The following is a 13,037-nucleotide window of genomic DNA, read 5'->3' on the forward strand; positions in this document are numbered from 1 at the left end:
TAATATGTATTTTATCTATGTATGCAAGGCATTATATAACTCTCTTGATAAATCTATCGGTCTTTTTATCTTTTTCTTTAGCATTTTTTCATATGCTGCCACTACTGAACAGATAGAGTTAATTCAAAAAGCAGCGGAAGATCACGTTATTCAAATTACTCAAGTGCCTGCTGACGGAGCCCTAGTGGTTGCCGCGGCGAATATCGATTCTAGAATAAAAGCGACCACCTGCCCAACCCTCTTAGCCACTTCATCCACTTCTAAAGGTCACTCCACCAGCAATATAACCGTTTTAGTTGAGTGTAAAGAAGACAACTGGCGCGTTTATGTGCCCGTTCGCACCAAACTATCATTACCACTAGTGACGGCAAATCGTTCGTTGGTTCGCGGCGAAATTATCGATAAATTTGATCTCACCATATCAATGATAGAACTGAATTCTTATCGCCGACAAGGTTTTGATGCAATAAAAAACGTAGCGGGCGCAAAAATGAAGAAAAACGTTCGTGTCGGTGAAGTAATTGAACGAAATGATATTTGTGTCGTATGCAGAAATGAAAAAGTCATCATTAAAGCCTTCAAAGGCGAACTAACGATTACAACGAAAGGCACGGCGCTCTCTGACGGTTCCACCGGTGACCAAATAAGGGTGAAAAACGACAAATCTAAACGTATAATAGAAGGTGTTGTAACAGGAATCTCAGAAATAACGGTGTATTTTTAGTTCACTTTCTAACAAACTGGCCGATACAAAGAATAATGAGAGAAAAGTCAGAAAAAACGCAACAAATAATTAAAGTTCGTGCTAAGTTGGCCGATATCTCATACATGACATTTACTAAATACGCGAAAAGGCTTCAATTATGGCAGGTATAGACAATATTCGATCGAGCCACACAATGACAACTGGTCGTAGTGCGACTCGCTCTGAATCTGGATCTTCTAACTCTAGTTCTGTTACAGAACCTAAGAGTAGTAAAGATTCCGTTTCCCTAAGCCAACAAGGAAAAGCCATCGGACAACTTCATCAAGATATGGCTTCTCAGCCAAGCTTCGATAGTGCTAAAGTAGCCGCGATCAAAGATGCAATCGCTAATGGCTCTTACCGTGTCGACCCAGAAAAATTGGCGGAGAATATGATGAAATTTGAAAACGAATTAGGTGGGCTGTAATTCAGCCTAACTTATAATCCCATGGCAAAACTTGTTGATTTAGTTAATTACCAATTAGAAAACGCGCAACAGCTTTCTATCCTTTTAGAAAAGGAGAAAGTGGCGATCACCTCACGCACATCTTCCGATATAGAAGTACTGGCTAAAGAAAAACTCCAGCTGATTACTCAACTTCAACAAAGCGATCAACGTATTGCTAATCACACCGATATAGAGCAGTTACAAACGGATGAATCATTAAAGTCTAAGGTTGAACTGATCCGCTCTGTGATTCATGACTGCCAACAAGCAAACGAAGTTAATGGCGAAGCGCTTCAACGAGCCCAACTAAGCTACAATAAACTGAATAACTTGATGCAGCAAAGCAGAGGAAAAATAGGAATGACCTATACCTCTGATGGTCACACATCGACAGTTTCTACTCTCGGAACAAATATCAAAGCGTAGTTTTTTAATATTTCAAATACAAAAAAACGGCATATATTGCCGTTTTTTTTATCTGGAGAGAAAGTTGATAATTAAAAGAGCGTTTGCTGCCGCTTAGACGGCACTTGTTGTACTTCTCCGTAATCTTTTAATCTGTCCATTTTGGTCACGTCCAACTCAAGCTCTGTGACATAACTGTCGCCAACGGGATAACTACGCACAACTTCAGCACCACGGATTACGCCATCTACTGAACCTGTTGTCAGTTCCGTGCCTAACCTTTGATCCTGTAAGCTTGCTCGGCCACTTACTCGCATACCATAGATTTGCTCTGCTAGTTCACGATAGGCATCTATTTTGGAGGCCCGCATAGCTCGAATGCGTTGCTCTTCTACACTTTCGCCCTTCTGTTCACTAACACTCGCGTAACCCACTGCCGTTAATACATTATCCGCATTCATCTTCTGGAGCGGTTGGCATCCTGTCGCAATTAACACAGACGCTATCAACAATAACGTTTTCAAATACATAATAAGCTCCTATGGGCGCAAAATGATGGTATTTTTAGATGAACGAGTAGGGTCTGAACGAATAATTAACCCATCTTCGGTTCGAATAGTGTTCAAGGTATCTAAGTCACGGCCAATTCGATCCGCAGGTAGGAAACCTTGTGCCGTTGCGACCACAATACGGCTACGCATTGCCACAACCCTTGCATTCACTAATACGCCACCTTCTTGACGCAGCATCGTTCCTGTCAAAACATAGGTCACCTGTTGTTCTTGCGCTAGATCTTGCCAATCACGACTTAACGCAAAATCACCTTGCTGTGTGACTCTTATTGACCCGGTTGTTTTGAAATCCACCACCTGAAAACCTCGTTGTTGAAGCTGGTATATAAATGCTTCAGACACTGAGTTCCCCAGCCAACTAGAGGTATCTAACTCTTGCAAATCAACAAACGATGTCACCGCGATAGGCGTTCGTGCAGAAATGCTGGTATTGGTTACGATTAATTCATCGGTCAGGCTTTCCACAAAAAAATCCATCGTATGTCGAGGATTCTCCATCAGCATAAAACGACTTCCAGCGTAGGGTTCTTTACCGTTATAAATGGGTGCATATGAGCACGATGCTATAAGCACACTCACTACTGCAATAAACCATTTTTTCATTGTCTTCATCTCCAGATATACTTGATGCCGTATGTTCTTTAACAAAGTTTAACTCTCATAAACCATTGTGGAACAATCTTTGCTTTTCAATATTTGCTTATAATGAAAATTGACATCTTAAATCAACTAACCAAACAAGTTGCAAGAACTATACCCACTTGGGAAACACAAATGAAAAAACTAAAAATCAGTACTTTCTTGTTTTTAATATCGCTATTGTTTAGCAAGGTAGTCTTCGCAGAGTGGTACGAAGTCAATGGTTCTTCAACCTATGTCTCTTCTGAAGAAACGGCAAGAATCTATGCGTTAGAGGATGCCATCTACCAGGCGATGAAATTCTCTGGAGCAGACATAGGCTCACTGAGTACGTTGCGTCCATTTCTGGAAGAGAAAAGAAACGAATATCAATTTACAAACCATGAAGTGAGATACATTCGAGTATTAAATTCGAAATCTAGTGACGGCAACATGGTGTTACGTGTTCAATTAGACATTTATCCTTCGGCAACGGGTTGCCATGTTGACCAATACAAAAAGACGTTCCTAGTGGGTAATATTGATCTTACTTCACCTCAGCAGGCTGTCATGGGGCAGATCTACGATATAGGTGACGACTTTAGCCATGTAGTCAACCGGCAATTAGACCAAGAGTCCATCAGCTTTGTCTCCGTTGGAACCACCGATTATGAAATAGATAAACGCAACCCTTCAATGCTCCAAATGATTGCTCAAGACGCCAATGCGCAATATATCATTGGTGGAAAAATCACTGACTTAACGGCAACCGTTGATCAGAAGTTGTTAAGAGATGACATCACCAATCGCCAGTTTGCTTTGGAGATGCAGATCTATGACGGTAAGACCGGACAAGAGGTGTATCGCCGTGCTTATAGAGAAGTGGCGGTATGGGGTTTTCCCAAAACCAGTCAGGTCGATACGCGAAGCGCTCGATTCTGGGCATCAACATATGGTCAAATGCTCTTAAGGGTGAGCCGCAATATCATGCTTGATCTAGAATCAGAACTCTCGTGTAAAATCACGCTACCTGAAGTGGTCGACATCCGTGGTGACAAAGTCATGATAAATTTGGGTAGAATACATGGTGTTAAGGTAGGTGATAAGTTGCAACTATGGCACACTGGGTCATTTATCGACCAAGCCGGACTCCCTAGAAACCGAGTATCCCAAAGCGAAATCACACTTACCGTTGCAAGAATATTTGATCAAGAAGCGGAGCTAAATATAGATCAACCGCAGTTAGCGCAGAGCATTCAGATTGGGGATGTCATGCACAAAGAGATTCGTTGAGTTATCTGTGATGATTTTGCGTAAAAGTGCGTCAACTTGTAAATAGGATGAGTTAGACGGTCAAGTAGATCTCTCTACTTGACCTTGTTGATTTTACGATGTTTTGAATTGATTAGAGAGACTCTGTAATTTATCTGCAAGTACCGTCTGTTCTTTAGCGGCCAAAGCGATTTGCTCACCACTTTCCACACTAATTTGAACGCTATTACTTATGCTTTGTGCATTAGACGAAATATCCGTACTTACTATAACTTGTTGTTCCGCAGCGGTTGCTATTCCAGCGGCCATTTGTCGTATTCTGTCAATAGAAGCCACCACGGTGTTTAGTGTTTTTTGTACCTCTGACGACTTTGTTACGCTAGACAGTGCAAGCTCTTTTGTATCACTCACTTGTTCAAACGCGCTATCACTGTCTGATTGAAGCTTCTTCACCATCGCTTCTATCTCTTGAGTTGAGTCTTGAGTACGCTGAGCCAAAGAACGTACTTCATCGGCAACAACTGCAAATCCCCGGCCATATTCGCCCGCTCGTGCCGCTTCAATTGCCGCATTTAGGGCCAGCAAGTTCGTTTGCTCGGCAATGCCATGAATGACATCGACGACACTAGATATATTACTGCTACTTTCATGCAGTTGGCTAATGGTAGAGGAAACACGATCAATTTTTAACGATACTTGATTGATCGACCCTGATGACTCTTCGACAATCCGACGACTTTCAGAGATTAAATTATTGGCGAGATTCGCTTCGTCCGATGCTGAGTGAATATTTAGCGCTACCTCTTTTACCGATTCACTCATCTCTTCTATCGCATTGACCACCTGCAAAACTTGTTTTTGTTCATCTTTAAGAATAGATGCACTCTCATTTACAATCACTTCCGATTCTTCTGCTGCCGTCGCTAATTGGTCACTAGAGTTCGCGATTACATGTACCGCATCCGTTAAAGAGTCCAGCATCACATTTAGATTCTTAGCGATGGTACTTAACTCATCGTTCCCCGTGATCTCACAACGCAACACCAAGTTTTTTTCAGCGGCATAGGCCATAGTGCGATTCAAATCTAACACCTGCTTTGAGAGGCATCTCATTAATAACAGGCTAAAGTAACTTGTCACTAACACTAATATCGTAGCTAAAATAAGGTAAAACCAAAATGCTTTCGTTTCATTACTCACTATATTTGCAGAAAAATGAAGTAATTCAGAGGTTAACTTCTCTTCTTGCTCTTTCAGTAAGTTTATTCTGTTGGTTGAAGCGGTAAACCATGCCTCTGCATTTTGGTTCAGTTCATTCGCATAGGCTTTGGCCCGATATTCGTCAACCTCACCAAATGGTTGTTGCTTTTCTAACTGCTTGAAAGAGGTGATATGATCGTCAGTCGCGTAGATTTGAAAAGTACCTAAATAGCTATTTTGTTCGCTAACTAACTGAACAAATTTTTTAAACATTCCCGGAGAAAACTGTCCTTGACCAAAGGTATTACTTAATACCGCTCTCTCGATGCCAGCCCGCTCCTTTCCTTGCAGAAACTCGTAGTAGGCAGCAAGTGACCGACTAATATCTGCGACATGTGATATCCGTACTGCCAAACCAGGTACGGATAGCAACCTCGCATTTAATGTAGTGTAATACTTAAGTGCGTCTCCGAGTGGTGTTGATAACGCAGTAATGCCGTTTCTCATCGACGGGATATCAGCAATCATTCTATTAGCTTCTTCAACAACGGACCAAAGCTCTGGATGGCGCTTTAGGTTCACATCATTTTCGTTAAGATATCCTTGTAGTTCCGAGAGTCGTTTGTCGGTTTCCTCTCTCTGAACGGGTAGTTTTGAAACAAACTTATTACCTTTCGAACCTAGGTATCCTGCAGACATTCCCCTTTCTTTTTGCAGCTCATGAACAAGCCGACTATTGAAAGCTGAAAGCTCTACGAAGTTATAAACTTCTGAAGCGGAGTTTTTAGAATTATTGGTGACGATTATTTTTGTACCTGAAAAATAGCATAAAGCTACCAGCAAAGGCAGAATGACTAGCATGAGCTTTTGTTTGACGTTGAAGTGCATGTCGTTTTCCATTGTTGTTCATTCAATCTATTAGCGATCGAATTTTTTATTCCATTAAATAGTTATATAAGATGCAATCTACCTATGATTTTTCACTAAAGCCTAGTGTTGCGCAGATCCGCTAATACACTTTAGTTTAGATTTGAAAAGTTTGCGCAAGTCGCTGGTCATTAACTCACCTGAGCAATCAAAAAAGATTGCATCATGACTTAAGTGGTTTGTTTTAATGGAAGTAAATCCAGACGGACACGCCTGAACTAGGATATCCAAGAACTGGATATCCTGCGGTATAGAAGTGAATGAACACTCAGTCGAAGAATGGCTTTATTATTTCTGTATTCAAACACTATTTCGAGTTGATTATCTCGTCCATCAAACCATCGAGTTGATAAACGACTTGAGTACTGGCATCTTCCATCGCGTGTACTGAACTTATTATCTTACCAATATTAGTATTGTTACCCGATTGCATCGCTTCCCTACCATGTTCGTGTACCAAACGATGCGGCTCCTCGAGCAAAGAATAACTGCGAAGATTCTTATATTGGACACCACCACCGTTGTAATACCATTTTCCTAACCTGCATTCAGTGTGAGTATTTACAGTCTCGTTAAACGCCTTCTTTTCAAGATGACTGTATATATTGCTTTTCCACACAGCATGGTCAAGTTTAACCGTGTCTAAAAACGCCCTTGTTGAGGCAATATGAATCACATATTGCATATGTTCAGATTTTAAAATGACCTCATTAACTATCGAGCCAATTTGGGCTGATGATGCGGAAACCTCCTCGGCACAAATATGGTTTTCGTCAATAGTGCTTTTGATTGAACCTACCTGAGTGAGTACTTGGTTAACGAGTTTATCAATCTGCTTGCTCGCGTCATGGGCTTTTCCTGCTAACGTTCTAACTTCATCCGCTACTACTGCAAATCCTCTGCCCGCTTCTCCTGCCCTTGCCGCTTCTATGGCGGCATTAAGTGCAAGCAGATTCGTTTGATCTGATATTTCTTGTATTGTCGATACAAGGTGCCCAATCGAGTTCGCCGTGTCGTCTAAGACTGTCACAGCTTCCATACTACTGCTGGCTTGACTACCTATTTTTTCCGACCGATTCTCTAGTCGGGCTAGCGCTTGATGAGTTTGGCTAAACATGTCATCAAGTAATGTAAGCTCATGGTTTTCCTGTTCAAGCGATTCGGCACTTGTCGCCATTCCTGTTCGGATAGCTTCAAGCATGGTGCCGCCTTTCAAGCTGCTTAGCATCAACTCCGTTCCCAAGTCACATTTCCCCTTAGCAACGGTCACTTCTAATGACGACGTTTTCAGTTGTTTTCGTAAAGATTCGACCTCATTTTGATATTGAGTTTTTAACGCTGCTAATTCTTGCCTCAAAAGGTCATTTTCAATTTTAAGTTTTCTTGATGTAAACATAATTTGCCTACCCTAGCCATTCGGTATAGTTATTATTTACATATAATTTAACACGCCAGTTATATAAACTTAGTGACCTATACGGGCGAGCGTATTTTTGTTAATGACCTACTTCATATTTACCAAAAATTCACGTATTTTAGTAGTGGCATACTCACCTCTTTCTAATAAGAGAACTTTAAGCTCTGCGGCTTTAAACTCTGCATCTATAGACAATTCAGAATAATCTGGGTGGGTTGGGAGTGTACAACATTAGACTTTGCCAGCGATCATGCGTCAGTAAAGGACACCACAACCGGCACATACCGAGTTCTCTCGGTTCGATTACATAACTCTATCTATTATTGAATTGAAAAAGCAGCGTTAAAAATACATTTAATCGCGGCCTTATGTCTATTTCACTCTTTATCGGTTAAGAGCTAGATTCAATAATAATTCTTATTTCTCATCCACATCTGCAATCAAAATTGACTCCAAAGCAATTTCAATCATGGCATTAAAGATATATTTATCATCATCAGAAACCACCTCATTTTCCCGCACCATATGAGCGCTTACCGTACAAATAACAAGTGCTTTAGCGCCGAATTCGGTAGCAACACCGTAAAGACCAGCGGCTTCCATCTCAACACCCAACATGCCATATCTCGCAATAGTCTCGCTAAATTTTTCATCCGGACTATAGTACAAATCCGACGAGAATATATTTCCAACCTTAGTTGGAATTCCCTTTATTTTTGCTGCCTCTACTGCACAACGAGCCATGTCAAAATCAGCTATTGCGGCCAAATCGAAACCACCGAAACGCGTACGGTTTACATTAGAATCAGTAGACGCACCTAGTCCAATGATTACATCCTGTAATTTTATGTCGTCAAGAACAGCACCACATGTACCCACACGAATCAATTTTTTTACACCAAAATCTTTGATTAACTCTGTCGCGTAAATAGAACATGACGGGATCCCCATACCATGCCCCATAACTGAAACTTTGCGATCTTTATAAGTTCCTGAAAAACCCAACATGCTTCTAACATTACATACTTCTATTGCGTTATCAAAAAAATTCTCGGCGATATATTTTGCACGAAGAGGGTCTCCTGCGAGCACAACTACGTCTGAAAAATCACCTACTTCGGCGTTTATATGTGGTGTTGCCATTGTAATACGTCTCCATTTAATAATTGGTTATCAACTCATCACTTAGATAAAAAATTTATATATAAATCAGTTGCGTAAACTTAAATTAAAATTATTAGTTTGAACTTACTTATACATATTAATTAATAACGTGATGTACTTACAGGTCAAAAGTCCGCAGCCTCTGACTCACCTCTCACTTAGCATACTTTAATAACCTCAAAATAACTGACTTACAATTTGGCTATAAAAATGGACTTCATGGTAAAGGAATGGGAAGGAATAACATGATTTTTTAATATATTGGTATATCAATGATAACACGCACAAAAAACGCCCAAGCCAAGGTGATATCACGAATAACAATCATTCTATAATAAATAAAATAGAAGCTTCTATTTAACCATGATTCGGTTCTGAATTATCTATGTAGTCTTTAAGTTTGTCATAGTCGGCTATTTTAATACCATCTTTCGCTCTTTCTATTAACCCTAACTCTTCAAGTTTTTGTAATGCTCTTCGATATACTCGGTCTGTTGTACCAAATCGTTCTGCTTCTAAATATTGCTTGGAAAAACCTGAAAATGAGGCCACACCTTCGTGACTTTGATAAAGTTCAAACGCTATATTATAAGAGATTGAATACACCAACCTAGATAAATAAACATCGACTGAATTTTGATAATCAAGAGCGATATAATACGCAAAAAACAGGGCTAAACTCGTTTCTTTCAATAGGCAAGCACGTAATTTCTCTATATCAATAATATAAGCTTCTAAGGTTTCTACCGCTAATATATCTATTTGGCATTCCAAGTTAGTAAAGAACTCCAATTCACCAAAAATATGACCATCACAATCTATCACTCCGATTTGGAAGCTTTTACCATTGGACGCATTATAGCCCATTGATATCGAGCCCTGTTCCACCAAGAGCAGGCTTTTTAGTTGAGAGCCTTGATTTAGTAAGTAATCCCCAGCTTGATACAACTCTTTCCGAACGACACAGCTTTCAATAATAGTACGAACCTGGTTAATATCTACGCGCCAGTGCTTCTCAAAGTTGCTGCCTGCTAACAGATTAAGTTGCATATCTGATTCCCGTCGATTGGAGCCTAAAGACTTATCATTAATTATTGTCCAATTTCTATAAAGGCACAACATGATTGTTCATCTTTAGAATCCGTAATGACACTAGGAATACCAGCGTCATTATTCGTACTTTATATGGATTGATTGGGGATTTATTTCTATATATTATTCGCCTCTTCATGGACTTCTTTCTCTTTACTCACACCTTCTTCTGACGCATTCTCTGCTTTTATTAGGAACACTGCTGCCACAATAGCGAACGTTATACCGGCAGCAACGGTAGAAGATGGCATCGACTGGTAAATAATCAAAGAAAGAATAACCGTAAATGCTGGGGTTAGTGCATTTACAATAGAGGCAACGATGATTGCTTTACCATATTTAAATGCAGATATTAAGCCTATCATTGCTATTGCGCTAAATGACTGAACTAATATAGAGTAACCTACTCCATCAAGAGAGTAGTTAATTTCCTTACTAAAATCGGTAATACTAATGGCCCATGGAATACATATTAGTCCTGAAAATGTCATATAGAAAAATGTTGAGGATGTATTCATGGTCTCACCAGCTTTTTTTAACATGAATGATTGCCCACCCCACATCAAGCAAATTGCGATTGCATAGAATAACCATTCGTTGCCATACTTAGTTTCATCACCGTCACCACCACCAAAATATGAAAAGAGTGCGATCGATAAAAAGGCGAAGAAAATACCAATCCAACCACTTACATTCGTTCTTTCTTTAAGAAATACAAGAGACAAAATCACAGCGACAGCAGGAGACAATGATATAATTGGAAATATAAGATACGCAGGCCCGGAACTAAGTGCTTTAAAGAAGAAGATCATTCCAACTGATGCACATAATCCAATAATCATTCCATAAAAAATATCTCTACCACTTCGATTAACATTCCACCCTTCTTTCTTTAATATGATAACCGCGGGAATAACCATTACGATTGCCCAGACAACATAGCTGAGTGTCCCAGGAAAACCATTTATTTCAGGGAATTCAGATAGCGCTCCAGCTGCACCACCAAAAAACATATATAACAGACTGTAACTTAACCATTTAGTCATTTTAATAACCTCTACATAAATTATGTGTATATTATTTGAATCGCCTCAAACACGCATAATCCATATATTAATCACTGTCACGTCATTTAACAGGACTTAGGTCCGCTTGAGCTGCACTTGCTCTCAATCTGCTAATATTTACCTCAGCAGTAGTTCAACCAAATAAAATACAATCACCACATTTTAGTGACGTTGGATGACGGCCTATTACATGTATGGTCCCAGGATACTCAGCGACCGACTGAGCATCAAACTTAATGGTAATATGCCCTAACATCTCAAGGTTTTGATTTGCTACAGAACCAACAGCCGTCACAATGTAGTCCTTACCCGCAAGTAGCAATGTGCTGTCTGTCGTAATCAATCCAACATCCTTACCTTGGTTGTGAATAATACAGTACTCTGCCACATCTTCAGGCGCACTTTGATTGAATAATATCAACATATTATCCTCCAAAGCACTTTCTGCATATTTACCTATGTGAGTGATTGTCGCTTTAAACTGCAATGCCATATTAATTCTTATTGGTAAATAAACATCGACACAAACCACGCAACTAATACGGTTGGTGCTCCCGTGAGAAAACGAGAATAGAGAACCGATGGCACACCGATCTCGATCGTCTCTTGTTTTGCTTCCGCAAGTCCCAATCCGACGGGAATGAAATCGCACGCCGCTTGGGCGTTGATCGCAAATAAAGCAGGCAGCGCCAAATGTGGGGGAATATTTCCAACACCAATTTGAACTCCGATTAAAACACCAATGACTTGTGCAATAACGGCACCAGGGCCAAGAAAAGGAGAGAGAAGAGGGAACGAACAAATTAATGCTAAGGTCATTAAGCCAAGGGGGTTTTGTGCCAACGGTGTAAGTGCATGCGCAATCCAATCTCCGATACCAGAAGCCATAATGATGCCAATTAACATAGCCACAAAAGCCATGAATGGCAGAATAGTTTTTAATACTGTGTCGATGGTGTCTCGTCCTGCTTGATAAAAGGTAGCCATGACACTGCCCATACCGACACCGACTGTTGCAACCAACCCCGTACTTTGCTGACTTATTTTTTTTGTTTCATCATATTTTGGTATTGTTGGATTTGTAGCCCTATTTGAGGAAATAGAGCGCACGTCGTCACTAATAATTTGGATACCGCTTATTTTTACTGATGAAACATATATATCTTCATGGATAAACTCAGCCAACGGACCACTTTTTCCAGTCGCGTGTATGTTCAATGTGAAAATATTTTTCTTCGGATATAGACCACAACGTAGTGTACCACCACAGTCGATGATGACTAATGCTACGTCTTCATCTGGCACGACTGTCTTAAAGCCATCGACGGCTTCCAATCCCGTTAATGTACAGATGTGACCAACCAAACTTGGTCTGATTCCTGCTGTGATATAAAGTATTTTCTTTCCAGATTCGACTGGAATAGACAACGGCCCTCCCCAGCCACCATCACCGGAGGTTACGTGTAGCAACTGACTCATCAACTACTCCTTCTCCGAAAAATCGACGACTTTGGACAGTGCTTTACCCTGCTGCTTACTAACCATTGCAGTGGTAAAATCTGTCACCCATCCTCTGAAAAAATTCGTCACCAAACCGACCAATAGATAACTAACTGCTAAAGGACCTAATGGTAAACCTAGCTGAGTTATCCCACTGGCTATACCTAAGTAAATAAACAGTTCGCCGGGGTTTACATGGGGGAACAAGCCATTCATTGAATGGCAGCTATAGGAAGCCGAAGCGTAGTAGGATGGTTTATAACGCTCAGGCAAAAACTTCCCTAAACTTAATGTCATAGGGTTACAAAATATGAACGTACCAATGAAGGGTAAAATAAGATATCGAGATACAGGGTTGCTACCGCATTTTTGTGCAATAGCTTCTATTCTCTTTTGTCCAATAAAGCGGATAGTCGCATTCATCGCGACCAGTAAGCAGATTAGTAAAGGCAGAATACCGGTCACCATTCCGACAAAAATTTCACCACCTTTTTCAAACAACCCTATAAACCACTCAGCCCCAAAAATAACAAAATCCATAACATCCACAACAAATAAAGAGTAGTGCATATGATTATTAAATATAATGTTCGTTTTGGATAGCTATCAC

At 40.3% G+C, this 13,037-nt stretch carries 14 protein-coding genes; 4 read left to right on the top strand and 10 right to left on the bottom strand.

All coding sequences use genetic code 11. The annotated features are described in order from the left end of the window. Nucleotides 1-4 precede the first annotated feature (4 nt). From flgA to flgN, 3 genes are all read left to right on the top strand, one after another. The gene (gene flgA / locus L3V77_RS12745) at nt 5-724 is read left to right on the top strand and encodes a flagellar basal body P-ring formation chaperone FlgA (protein WP_275134498.1); all 720 of its coding nucleotides are present in this window, start codon (nt 5-7) and stop codon (nt 722-724) included. 139 nt (nt 725-863) lie between these two features. Next, nucleotides 864-1,172: a flagellar biosynthesis anti-sigma factor FlgM gene (flgM, locus tag L3V77_RS12750; protein ID WP_275134499.1), complete on the top strand. Its 309-nt coding sequence runs from the start codon at nt 864-866 to the stop codon at nt 1,170-1,172. A 21-nt stretch (nt 1,173-1,193) separates the two neighbouring features. Beyond that, nucleotides 1,194-1,619: a flagellar export chaperone FlgN gene (flgN, locus tag L3V77_RS12755; protein ID WP_195703985.1), complete on the top strand. Its 426-nt coding sequence runs from the start codon at nt 1,194-1,196 to the stop codon at nt 1,617-1,619. 71 nt (nt 1,620-1,690) lie between these two features. Here flgN and L3V77_RS12760 read toward each other — a convergent pair whose 3' ends face one another. Together L3V77_RS12760 and L3V77_RS12765 are read right to left on the bottom strand one after the other, a co-directional pair. After that, nucleotides 1,691-2,122, bottom strand: coding sequence for an LPP20 family lipoprotein (locus L3V77_RS12760; protein ID WP_275136762.1), 432 nt, complete (start codon nt 2,120-2,122; stop codon nt 1,691-1,693). 15 nt (nt 2,123-2,137) lie between these two features. Continuing rightward, nucleotides 2,138-2,773: a FlgO family outer membrane protein gene (locus tag L3V77_RS12765; protein ID WP_195703986.1), complete on the bottom strand. Its 636-nt coding sequence runs from the start codon at nt 2,771-2,773 to the stop codon at nt 2,138-2,140. Between the two features lie 171 nt (nt 2,774-2,944). Here L3V77_RS12765 and L3V77_RS12770 point away from each other — a divergent pair, with 171 nt between their 5' ends. After that, a complete protein-coding gene (locus tag L3V77_RS12770; protein ID WP_275134500.1) occupies nt 2,945-4,081 on the top strand; it encodes a flagellar assembly protein FlgT in 1,137 nt (378 codons plus the stop codon). Between the two features lie 93 nt (nt 4,082-4,174). Here the strand turns inward: L3V77_RS12770 and L3V77_RS12775 are convergent, their stop codons facing one another. The 8 genes from L3V77_RS12775 to srlA all read right to left on the bottom strand — a co-directional run bounded on the left by L3V77_RS12775 (nt 4,175) and on the right by srlA (nt 12,967). Beyond that, on the bottom strand, nt 4,175-6,160 hold the full coding sequence (locus L3V77_RS12775; RefSeq protein ID WP_275134501.1) for a methyl-accepting chemotaxis protein: 1,986 nt from the start codon (nt 6,158-6,160) through the stop codon (nt 4,175-4,177). A 334-nt stretch (nt 6,161-6,494) separates the two neighbouring features. Further along, nucleotides 6,495-7,583 carry a methyl-accepting chemotaxis protein gene (locus L3V77_RS12780; RefSeq protein WP_275134502.1) on the bottom strand — a complete coding sequence of 363 codons (1,089 nt, stop codon included), beginning with the start codon at nt 7,581-7,583 and terminating at the stop codon, nt 6,495-6,497. 438 nt (nt 7,584-8,021) lie between these two features. Then, on the bottom strand, nt 8,022-8,747 hold the full coding sequence (gene deoD / locus L3V77_RS12785) for a purine-nucleoside phosphorylase (protein ID WP_275134503.1): 726 nt from the start codon (nt 8,745-8,747) through the stop codon (nt 8,022-8,024). 378 nt (nt 8,748-9,125) lie between these two features. Next, nucleotides 9,126-9,818: a Crp/Fnr family transcriptional regulator gene (locus L3V77_RS12790; RefSeq protein WP_275134504.1), complete on the bottom strand. Its 693-nt coding sequence runs from the start codon at nt 9,816-9,818 to the stop codon at nt 9,126-9,128. Between the two features lie 158 nt (nt 9,819-9,976). Then, nucleotides 9,977-10,906, bottom strand: coding sequence for a DMT family transporter (locus L3V77_RS12795; RefSeq protein ID WP_275134505.1), 930 nt, complete (start codon nt 10,904-10,906; stop codon nt 9,977-9,979). A gap of 154 nt (nt 10,907-11,060) precedes the next feature. Further along, nucleotides 11,061-11,420: a PTS glucitol/sorbitol transporter subunit IIA gene (locus L3V77_RS12800; RefSeq protein WP_275134506.1), complete on the bottom strand. Its 360-nt coding sequence runs from the start codon at nt 11,418-11,420 to the stop codon at nt 11,061-11,063. Between the two features lie 8 nt (nt 11,421-11,428). Continuing rightward, nucleotides 11,429-12,406 (bottom strand): PTS glucitol/sorbitol transporter subunit IIB, encoded by a 978-nt coding sequence (locus L3V77_RS12805; RefSeq protein WP_275134507.1) that lies wholly within the window; start codon nt 12,404-12,406, stop codon nt 11,429-11,431. Between the two features lie 3 nt (nt 12,407-12,409). Then, on the bottom strand, nt 12,410-12,967 hold the full coding sequence (gene srlA, locus L3V77_RS12810; protein ID WP_275134508.1) for a glucitol/sorbitol-specific PTS transporter subunit IIC: 558 nt from the start codon (nt 12,965-12,967) through the stop codon (nt 12,410-12,412). Nucleotides 12,968-13,037: the final 70 nt, after the last annotated feature.

Source organism: Vibrio sp. DW001 (assembly GCF_029016285.1).
Classification (GTDB): domain Bacteria; phylum Pseudomonadota; class Gammaproteobacteria; order Enterobacterales; family Vibrionaceae; genus Vibrio.

What these genes read in the sequence shown, in the direction of transcription:
- L3V77_RS12790 (WP_275134504.1), bottom strand. Translation starts at nt 9,818, where the DNA reads ATGCAACTTAATCTGTTAGCAGGCAGCAACTTTGAGAAGCACTGGCGC.
- L3V77_RS12795 (WP_275134505.1), bottom strand. Translation starts at nt 10,906, where the DNA reads ATGACTAAATGGTTAAGTTACAGTCTGTTATATATGTTTTTTGGTGGT.
- deoD (WP_275134503.1), bottom strand. Translation starts at nt 8,747, where the DNA reads ATGGCAACACCACATATAAACGCCGAAGTAGGTGATTTTTCAGACGTA.
- flgA (WP_275134498.1), top strand. Translation starts at nt 5, where the DNA reads ATGTATTTTATCTATGTATGCAAGGCATTATATAACTCTCTTGATAAA.
- L3V77_RS12780 (WP_275134502.1), bottom strand. Translation starts at nt 7,583, where the DNA reads ATGTTTACATCAAGAAAACTTAAAATTGAAAATGACCTTTTGAGGCAA.
- L3V77_RS12800 (WP_275134506.1), bottom strand. Translation starts at nt 11,420, where the DNA reads ATGGCATTGCAGTTTAAAGCGACAATCACTCACATAGGTAAATATGCA.
- srlA (WP_275134508.1), bottom strand. Translation starts at nt 12,967, where the DNA reads ATGGATTTTGTTATTTTTGGGGCTGAGTGGTTTATAGGGTTGTTTGAA.
- L3V77_RS12765 (WP_195703986.1), bottom strand. Translation starts at nt 2,773, where the DNA reads ATGAAAAAATGGTTTATTGCAGTAGTGAGTGTGCTTATAGCATCGTGC.
- L3V77_RS12805 (WP_275134507.1), bottom strand. Translation starts at nt 12,406, where the DNA reads ATGAGTCAGTTGCTACACGTAACCTCCGGTGATGGTGGCTGGGGAGGG.
- L3V77_RS12770 (WP_275134500.1), top strand. Translation starts at nt 2,945, where the DNA reads ATGAAAAAACTAAAAATCAGTACTTTCTTGTTTTTAATATCGCTATTG.
- flgM (WP_275134499.1), top strand. Translation starts at nt 864, where the DNA reads ATGGCAGGTATAGACAATATTCGATCGAGCCACACAATGACAACTGGT.
- flgN (WP_195703985.1), top strand. Translation starts at nt 1,194, where the DNA reads ATGGCAAAACTTGTTGATTTAGTTAATTACCAATTAGAAAACGCGCAA.
- L3V77_RS12775 (WP_275134501.1), bottom strand. Translation starts at nt 6,160, where the DNA reads ATGGAAAACGACATGCACTTCAACGTCAAACAAAAGCTCATGCTAGTC.